Annotated in this window: 10 protein-coding genes; all 10 read left to right on the top strand. The window is 38.6% G+C overall.

Annotated elements, in window-relative coordinates:
* Positions 1–140 precede the first annotated feature (140 nt).
* The 10 genes from Q368_RS0122370 to Q368_RS26280 all read left to right on the top strand — a co-directional run bounded on the left by Q368_RS0122370 (position 141) and on the right by Q368_RS26280 (position 8788).
* On the top strand, positions 141–506 hold the full coding sequence (locus Q368_RS0122370; RefSeq protein WP_029461238.1) for a hypothetical protein: 366 nt from the start codon (positions 141–143) through the stop codon (positions 504–506).
* A 181-nt stretch (positions 507–687) separates the two neighbouring features.
* On the top strand, positions 688–1689 hold the full coding sequence (locus Q368_RS25280) for a helix-turn-helix transcriptional regulator (protein WP_084158984.1): 1002 nt from the start codon (positions 688–690) through the stop codon (positions 1687–1689).
* Between the two features lie 76 nt (positions 1690–1765).
* On the top strand, positions 1766–2191 hold the full coding sequence (locus Q368_RS26305) for a DUF6884 domain-containing protein (protein ID WP_342665725.1): 426 nt from the start codon (positions 1766–1768) through the stop codon (positions 2189–2191).
* Entirely contained in the window at positions 2184–2903 is a 720-nt protein-coding gene (locus tag Q368_RS24250) for a GIY-YIG domain-containing protein (RefSeq protein WP_052360358.1), read from the top strand. The genes Q368_RS26305 and Q368_RS24250 overlap by 8 nt, the downstream gene beginning before the upstream one ends.
* Positions 2904–3007: 104 nt before the next feature.
* Positions 3008–3484: a hypothetical protein gene (locus Q368_RS26300; RefSeq protein ID WP_156955880.1), complete on the top strand. Its 477-nt coding sequence runs from the start codon at positions 3008–3010 to the stop codon at positions 3482–3484.
* Position 3485: 1 nt separating this feature from the next.
* Positions 3486–3839, top strand: a complete 354-nt coding sequence (locus tag Q368_RS26295) for a hypothetical protein (protein ID WP_156955879.1) — start codon at positions 3486–3488, stop codon at positions 3837–3839.
* Between the two features lie 4 nt (positions 3840–3843).
* Positions 3844–4245: a hypothetical protein gene (locus Q368_RS26290; protein ID WP_156955878.1), complete on the top strand. Its 402-nt coding sequence runs from the start codon at positions 3844–3846 to the stop codon at positions 4243–4245.
* A 16-nt stretch (positions 4246–4261) separates the two neighbouring features.
* Positions 4262–4813, top strand: coding sequence for a TerB family tellurite resistance protein (locus tag Q368_RS25275; RefSeq protein ID WP_084158983.1), 552 nt, complete (start codon positions 4262–4264; stop codon positions 4811–4813).
* Between the two features lie 766 nt (positions 4814–5579).
* Entirely contained in the window at positions 5580–7238 is a 1659-nt protein-coding gene (locus tag Q368_RS26285) for a hypothetical protein (RefSeq protein ID WP_156955877.1), read from the top strand.
* Positions 7124–8788, top strand: a complete 1665-nt coding sequence (locus tag Q368_RS26280) for a coiled-coil domain-containing protein (RefSeq protein WP_156955876.1) — start codon at positions 7124–7126, stop codon at positions 8786–8788. The genes Q368_RS26285 and Q368_RS26280 overlap by 115 nt, the downstream gene beginning before the upstream one ends.
* The last annotated feature ends 135 nt before the right edge of the window (positions 8789–8923 follow it).

Raw genomic sequence — 8923 nt, 5'->3', positions numbered from 1 at the left:
GAAGGACTTTCCGGTGTGCTGGCTGGGGCGTGAGATGACCGTGGACGTTGAAGCCAAGGCCAAGGAGCTGGCGGTGGTCCAGTTAATGGGCGCACTGGGCGGGGGCTTGGGCCGAGACAAGGGCGGTATGGATCTGAGACATGGGGCGGGCCAATCCCCACAAGGACGACTTTGATCACGCGACCAGCAACCTCCTTCTTTTCAAGATGTTGGGGCTTTATCAACTTGACATAACCAGCGCGGTAATCGATATCGTTAACATCGTTCAGTGCAAGCATTTCGCCCCACTGGCTCTGGTGAAGCGAATAAAGAGAAACACCAACCGATACCGTCCGATCCCGGCCACGGCTTTTCAAGGTAGGGGGGCGGATGGAGGCGTCATCGAACCATTCATGGAAAGCGTTGGTCAGGGCAGCGACCTGGTCCGGGAGGAGGTATCCCAGCCTTTTCAGGACAAAGAAGTCGTGTTGAGATTTCCAATAGGGCGTCTACAACAATTCGCGTAAAAAACCTTTAATACTGAAAGGTTACTCAAGGCTTTGGCTTGGCGAAGGATGCCAAGAAATGGTTCGATCTCGAGCACGGGCGATTTCCATTTTTTTTTGGGAAAAAAGGCAAGATTTCGTCCTGTGTGATGAGCGTGAGTATAATAGTTGTGAAATGATTGATTCTCACCGAGGGAAGTAGATGCCGGCTAGACTTAACCCAGATGCCTCAAGTTCGCTTAAAATGCTTCAGCTGTATTCTTTGCTTCTTTTTAGCGGAAGGAAGCATACACTGTCTAGCCTTGCAGAAAGACTTCAATGTTCTAAAACGACTATTGAAAGATTAATTTCTGAGATAGAAGTGTTTGAGCAAGTAGAATATGGGAAAGACGGAAGGGAAAGATGGTTTCAGGTTGATAGGCTTAAAAAATCTAAGACTGTCTGCATGATGTATGAAAATGTACAGCAAATAGCTTTTTGCAAAGACATTGTTTCACACATGCTTCCTGAGCATTTTAGAATAGAACTACAGAGCACGGTCGATAAAACTGCAAGCATGCTTCCAGATAGTTCACTGCAAAACTTGGCACGTGAACCCATTGCAAGATCATTTGCCAAAGGGATGATCGACTATACCCCTTATCAGTCGATAATAACGTTAATCATGCAGGCAATCCCAAAAAAAAGACTGTGTGATGTTGAATACAAAAGTCCCCAAGCAAGCACGTCTAGAACATTTTTGATAGCTCCAATGCGATTGCTGTCCTATCAGAATGGAATGTATTTAGAGTGCTGGAGGATCAAGAAAGACGAAGGTCAAGAGATAGTTCAGCCAATGACATTGGCAGTCCATAGGATTGAATGTCTAAACCCACTAAGAAAGAAGCATAATTTTGTCGAACTTCCAAATTCAAGTAACAACAATTTTGGGCTGATAGATACAAATTCTTTCAAAGCCACCGTTCGTTTTGATACAACTGTCTCTACATATATCACAGAAAGGATATGGAGTGACGACCAAGAAATAGAAGAGATGCCTTCTGGGGAGGTTGTCCTGCGTTTGACCGTGAAAAGTTATGAAGAATTTACTTCGTGGCTATTAAGTTTTGGCGATCACGCTGAACTTATTGAGCCACTAGAGATTCGCACCAAGATCCATGCCATGCTCACTTCAGCCAAACAATTGTATGAAATCAGCAGTTAATAATATCAAAAAAACATATCAAAGACATGTGATTTTACACATTCTTAAACATTAATGACTGAAAAACAGACACTAAATGAAAAAAATATTTTTAATTTCATGCGTATCGAAAAAAAGGGAAGGGATTTTGCCGGCGAAGGAATTATACGTATCCAATTGGTTTGTTAAATCCAAAAGATTTGTTGAAATGCAGCCTTGCAACTGGTACATCCTATCAGCCAAATATGGTTTGACAGCTCCAGATTCGCCAATTGAAAATTATAACATGACACTTAAATTGCTTAAAAAAGATGAAAGACACAAATGGTCTCACGACGTGGCCACAAAATTGAAAGAAAAAGAACACATTATTGATGAAGTCGTAATATTAGCTGGCAAATACTACAGAGAGTTTCTTGTGACTGAATTGCTAACATTTTGCAAGAAAGTGATCATTCCGCTTGAAGGCTTGAGACTAGGTGAACAAATTTCGTGGCTGAATTCAAGGATTAAGAATGGATAGACTGGAAAATATTAAAATTTTTTACGATCTCCTTGATTCATTTAAAATAAAGCAAGGAGGATTCTTTAAACTTTCTGAGTCTATGAAAAATAATACTATTCCACACCGGGGTGTATATTTCTTTTTTGACGAAAGTGAGCCACGCTCCGACAGTGGATGCGGTCCGAGAGTAGTGCGTGTAGGCACGCATGGATTGACTGTTGGTTCAAAATCATCTTTGCATGGGCGGCTCGCACAGCATCGAGGCACAGTGGGAACTGGCGGCGGTAATCATCGCGGGTCGATCTTTAGATTACTTGTTGGCCAAGCCTTGATATCGAGAGATAATTTTGATGTGCCGACATGGGGACTAAAAAGTGATGCCGGGAAAGCGAGTCGAAAAACTGGAATTTCTTTAGATGTGTTGCGATCTGTTGAAACGCCAATTGAAATACATGTCAGCCATATTATAAACAAATTGCCATTTATATTATTGGATATTTCCGATGAACCTGGTCCCGACAGTTTGCGCGCAGATATCGAAAAAGGATCAATAGCATTACTTAGCAATTTTGATAAACCCCAAATTGATCCCCCATCTTCTAATTGGCTTGGCTGTTATAGCAATAGGGAAAAGGTTCGTCGTTCAGGTCTTTGGAACTCTGATCACGTCGACAAGAAGGTTGACATGCAGTTTTTAGACAAACTGAATAAATGTCTTGACTATAGCTAAATATTAAAACCCACTTTCAGCATAAGTTGATACTATGATATTTTTTGTGTAAACATGATTATAATGGTGTTTTGTAATGTATTCTCAATACAAAAGGAGGCACTATGGACGCGCAAGAAGCATTCGCTCAAGTCAAGCTGCTTGAAAGCGAGAATACTTTTGTAACTAAGCTAGAGGTTGTAACTTTACTTGAGAAATACGGCATTCCACTTGAAATCACGACGCGACTGCTAAGTCTTTGGGATGTTTCAAAAGAAATTGGATCAAAGCTGGTGAACATCGGCAAGCTAATAATATTCCGAATAGTTGAATTTATTCAGCGGAACCCCAATATGGCAATAGGTATGGCTTTGGGTGCTTGTCTAGGTGCACTAGTTAATCTTGTGCCATTCATAGGCCCTTTGCTTTCCCCCATTGCGACAGCTGTTATGGCCTTTTACGGAGCAGTTATCGGTCACTCTCTTGACCTTCAATCGAATACATCAAATATATTTGCGATTGCAATAGATGCAGCAAAAGAATTTTTTCAACTAATCGTTGATATTATTTTGACTTTGAAGATATCTTTCGAGGAGAATTGAGATGGCAATCGATACAACAGTAATCACTGATCAAGATCGAAACAAAGCTTTAGAATCGTTATCAGGCCGTGACAAAATTGGAGTAGCTGGTGAAATACTAACTACAACACTAGCTGCTACTGGTGGAGCCTTCTCTGCTTCAGCCGCCGCTACTGCTGCGGGAGCTTCAACGATTTTTGGATCAACAACTTTGGGTAGTGCTCTCGGTTGTGTATTCGTGGCTTCTACCCCGTTGGGTTGGACTGTTGGTTGTGCTGTGGCAGCAGGCTTCCTTGGGTTTGGTATCTCCAAGCTTGTCCGTAGTGGTGGCAAAGAAGATCAGAAACGAAAAGAAATTCTTCACACAACGAGGTGAACAAATGCCTAATGTTATTAACTATTTTTCATGTCTGGACAGTATCGCAAGATATTATTTTAAATACAGTCCTCCAGAAAAGCAATTTATTCAACAACAGGCTGCGGTTTGGGGGATTCAGGCAACAACTTTGCAAAAAATTGAAATTGACCAGATAGATTTTGAAGCTTTTGATCAGAACGAAAAACTTGTCTTATTACGTGACCTCATTACCTTGGCCTGTCTAGACGGACATGTCTCAGCATCCGAAACCGAGGCAATACAGGATATCTCGAAAAGGATGAAGCTTCCGTATGATAAAGCTATTGAAATTGAAAATTGGCTTAAAAATCTTTGGGAACTCTTTGAAAAAGGAGCAAAAATTTTTGAAGCAAGTTCTAACATGAAATCGTCTCAATTGGCATAAATCAAGGAAAATTGCCATGTCTATTTTTACAGCTTGTATTAAAATTGCAATTGCAGCGACACCTTATTTGATCGAAAGCATTCCTGCGACTGGTATTTTTAACTCTAATTCTTCATCCTTCAAAAATACAATTTCTAAATCGACTCAAGCACTGCTTGCTTTGTCATTTCAAATTGCTAAAGTTGACGGACCAATTGATTGTAAAGAGCGTCAGGTAATATATGCAGCCTTTAGTAGTGTCGAAAAAAGTGCACTTGATTCTGAAATTGAAAAAATAGCACAATCTAGTTGTTTCCCAAGGAACATTTCAAAATATTTTTACACAAAAGAAAGCTGCTCTCAAGTTGTCAGGCTTCTTTATTCAATAGCGTTATGCGATCAAATGCTAGATAAGTCTGAAGTCAATTACATAAAAAAAGTTTGCAGCCAACTTGGTATGAATGAGTGCGAAAGGATTTCTATCCAAAGTGAATTTAATGTTGACACGGCTCCGCCGCCTAAGACACTGTGTTTTCAACAGCATTTTAAAAGAATATGGTCGGTGTTTTCTAAGATTTCTAAAAAATAACCCTTAGAAGATGTTTCATGGAATATCTCTTTCTGGAAAATTTTAGCCCCCTCATTGACCACCTGGCCAATGAGGGGGCTTGCTTCATAGATCTATGAAAATTTATTTCTTCTTTTCATCCTTGGCGGGAGCGGCGGGGATACAACCGAGTAACTTGATGATAGCGAAGCCCTTTTCCTTGACAGCGGCAGCCTTGGACAAATGAGCATCAGAAGAATGTGTTTATATTTCAACCAAGCGTAGCAATGGATATGTATCCTTGAACCTCCTAGTGGACAGTTTTGTCACCATAGAGTGTTAAAACAATTTTTAGAAACTGCTCACAAAATATGGTATTTATGTTTTTGGTTAAATGATTTGAACTTGTGGGAAATTTTCATTGAAGTCGACCATGTCAACGTTAGGCAATATTCAACATTTGGTCATTATGAATCATCTTCCCAAAAAAATGGAAATTAACTTATTAAATCAGTATCTAATATACGACTCAAAAGTTTAATTTTAATAAGAGTAAAATCTCTACTATTAAATGCATTTAGTTAAAAACCTTTGAAACATATGATACCCGTGTTGGTTACCGATAGATTAAGCTGGCTTGTGAACAACAGAGTTAGACGAAGGGGTTGATTCTGAGCGGTCAGGATTAGCTGGTCAGGATTAGCTGGTCAGGATTAGCAATTATCTTTTAGAAGCAGGCCTAGGCATAAGACGAGAGTCTTGTATTTAGAAATATGACTATCTTAATCCGTTACAAAAGGGCACAGTCGTGAAAAAAATTATTTTTATTTTCTTATTGCTTGTTGTTGCTTGCGTTATACTAAGACTTCCTGACTATACTGAAAATGATTTTAAATCGGTAGTAGCAGTGAATATGCTTGATCAATTGCCTGATGTTGACCTGAGGTCGTTAGCAGAACAAGAATGGGATGCTGGGAGAAAGGAATCTGCTGTTAACATACTCGACTATATTATCGAATCTAATTTACCTGATTCGCCGAGTGCTCAAGCATTAAAAGGAAAATATTTAAATCAAATTCAGTTTGATAATTCTCCAGCTGGAAGGTTACGTGCTGCTGGCTATGGATTTTTAACTGGTAAGGCTGATGATTTAGCCAGTCTCGCAGGATCAGCGGCAGCAGACTTTGTTATTTATGGCGATCTCCGGGATTTGACTAGAGAACTTTTTTTTGAAGATCAAGCCGATCCTTTGATTGTAACTCTTAGTACCGCTGGAATTGTAACTACTATTTTCCCTCCAGGAGAAGCTGCGATAACGGTCATGAAGGCATTAAAGAAAGTTTCAGCTCTCTCTGAGCCGATGATCAAATTTCTTCGGACAATGCTTAAAGGATTCAAAAGTTTAGGCGAATTTGCAAAGGTTGAAAAAATAAAAGATTTTTTTATACCGTTCTATGAATTATTTAAAAAAGCTGGCACATGGTCACGGTTTGTAACGATAACTAAATATTGCCAGAATGTTGATCAAGTAAAAATGATATCTAAACTTATTTCAATGGCACCAGACAACGCTGCGAAGATGTCAAGAATCATGGCCGTTGCAGGTAGTCATGGAATGGAAGTGACAACAAAGGTGATCGATAATTTAGCAAACTATGGCCAAATAGGGATGAACTCATTTTACGCTGCCCTACGGAAGGGGCCAGCAGGATTGAAATTTGTTGCCGAGCATCCTACATTAGTTTCTAGATTTTTAAAAAATAGCACAAAAGCAACTCCAATAATTGTCACTGCGGTGACTAATAAATGGCTTGAGTTTGCACGAACTAATCAACGTCTTGCCGTAATATTAAAATATGGCATAGCAATAATTTGTTTTTGCTTATCAATTCTGATGATTCTCCCGTTTTTCAATCCTACTCGCAAAAATAACGAAACAGAACTACCCAATCGGAGCATTAAAAAGATATTAGGGGCAATAGTTTTTGTTGCGCTAGTTTTGTCTTTTTATATTGTTTTTAATAAAAATAACGAGAATGAACGGGAAGATTTTAGCTCAAGCATGAGTATGCAGCAAGGCTCAACTTTGCAATCAAGTTTTTTATTTCAAGAGAAAGCTTCCCCCGTAATTGCTATAGTTTTAGTAGCTAATATAATCTTACAAGGATACTCAATTCACCTTGCAAAATCTAGATTGTCTAAAATTTTTAAAGAAGTGTCTAGTCCAAAAGTAAAGCTTGCCTTGATTAACAACATGGATATTTTTTTTGATCTTCCTATGTATATTGGATTGGGGATGACAATATTTGCATTTATTCTGATGTCATTGCTCGGTTCTGAAGCTGCAAGGCTATGGGCGTACCTATCAACGCTGATTGGAATTGGTTGTTCTGCTTATATGCGCATGAATTATTTACAAAAAGCCAAAGAGTCAATAATTTTTTCTATGGAAAAGCAAGGCAAATAGGTGTAGCGATGAGGCCTGCTTTATTAATATTGATTATGGATTTTCTTGTTACGTCATTGTTTTTGTATATTTCTGATACTCCTCGAAAAAATAGTTACCTAGCCCATGGGGCAATTGCTGGTGTTTCCGAAAGTCTCTGGAGTACTATAGATGAATTTGACAAAGAACAAAATATGATAGCTGACAATTATTACAGTCAATATGCCATGGCTAATAAAAACATCCAAGTAATAGCTCTTCAAGATCAAAATCGAGAGATAAAGGAAGAACGAGACAAAGCACTGCAAGAAAAGATCCTGACGGCACAAGACCTTGAAGCTACTTCACAAGAATTATCAAAAGCAAATCATACAATTGAGGAAGCTAGAAATAATATTTTAAGACTTGAAGAATCCAACCAAAAGCAAGCCCAGTCAATAAGTTTACTAGCGTCATCAACTGAGCGCATGTCTAGAAATTTTGAAAAGATTTCCGAAGATATATCTCAGATGAAGTCTGATCAAAAAGAAGAAAATAAAACAGTAGCTTCTTTAAGTGAAAAGATAGATGATTTACCTCGAAAAATTCAGGATGACGTAAGAAATGTAGTCAATGAAAGCCAGAGAAGAATGGATATGACTGCTATTTTGGGGAATGCTCTAGTAGAAAATCGATTTATAATAAAACAAGATGACGTGAAAGAAATTAGCATACACCTTGAACAGTTAAAATTTATAAATGGAGAACTTCTTTCACTTTTGAAAAAATTGCAAGAAGAAAAAGATCCAGAAAAATCTAAGAAATTATTGTCTGGCATTGAAGAGAAGAATGCTGAAATTCTTAGAAAGCAGAACCTAGTAGAAAGCAAAGGCTTCAAGGCGATGAATGATATATCGTCTGCTCCTGGTAGAATTAACGACGCAAGGATAGAGATTGACGCTAGCCTTGCGGACAAGGGGTGGATTAGAAATAGTAAGGCAGATTTGGAATCATATCCGTTGGTAATCTCTGTTGGTGAAAAATTGTTTGCCGTTGTCCATGGAGCATCAATTGGGTTTAAATGGTCTAACGTTACATCTGACAATCTTCAGAAATCGGACTATATAATTCGGCTACTTGGGAATTCTCCAAAATCTATGCAACTTTTACACGCTCAAGTGATTTCATCACACTGCGAACTGCTAGTTATACCCATACATGAGACGATTCCATCCTTGAAAGTATATGATTCTTTAGCATCGATGCAACGGGCTTTACCATCTGAGATATATATATTTAAGCACAAAGCAAGGGTTGCCTATAAAAAACTTGATAATCAAGTTGAAGCAACTGTAAATAACAAGTCTACCACTTTAGATTTAAATTATACACTTTGGGATTTTAATACTCCTGAAGCGGGTGATTATCTTATAACAGCAAATGGCGTCTTGCTAGGTGTCATGAAAAATTCAAAAACTTGCATGCTGATAACAGCAGAAAATTTCCAAAATTTAGAAAAGGAAATTGATTTTAGTTCTACGAAAAGTTTTTTAGAAACTGTGAAAGCATATAAAGAAAGTTGCAAAAATTAAACAAGCATCAGCTTGTAAATTAACGTGCTACTTGTTCGTTTTTACGACGTCCATCACCATCGCTGCAATCCTGATGGCCTCACCGAACTTGATGCCACGGATTTGGCCGCTGGCACTTGGGCAACCGTGGAACGC

Source organism: Solidesulfovibrio alcoholivorans DSM 5433, assembly GCF_000702665.1.
Taxonomy (GTDB): domain Bacteria; phylum Desulfobacterota; class Desulfovibrionia; order Desulfovibrionales; family Desulfovibrionaceae; genus Solidesulfovibrio; species Solidesulfovibrio alcoholivorans.
The sequence above is the reverse complement of the archived record's forward strand: the minus strand, read 5'-3'. Positions and strand labels throughout refer to the sequence as shown.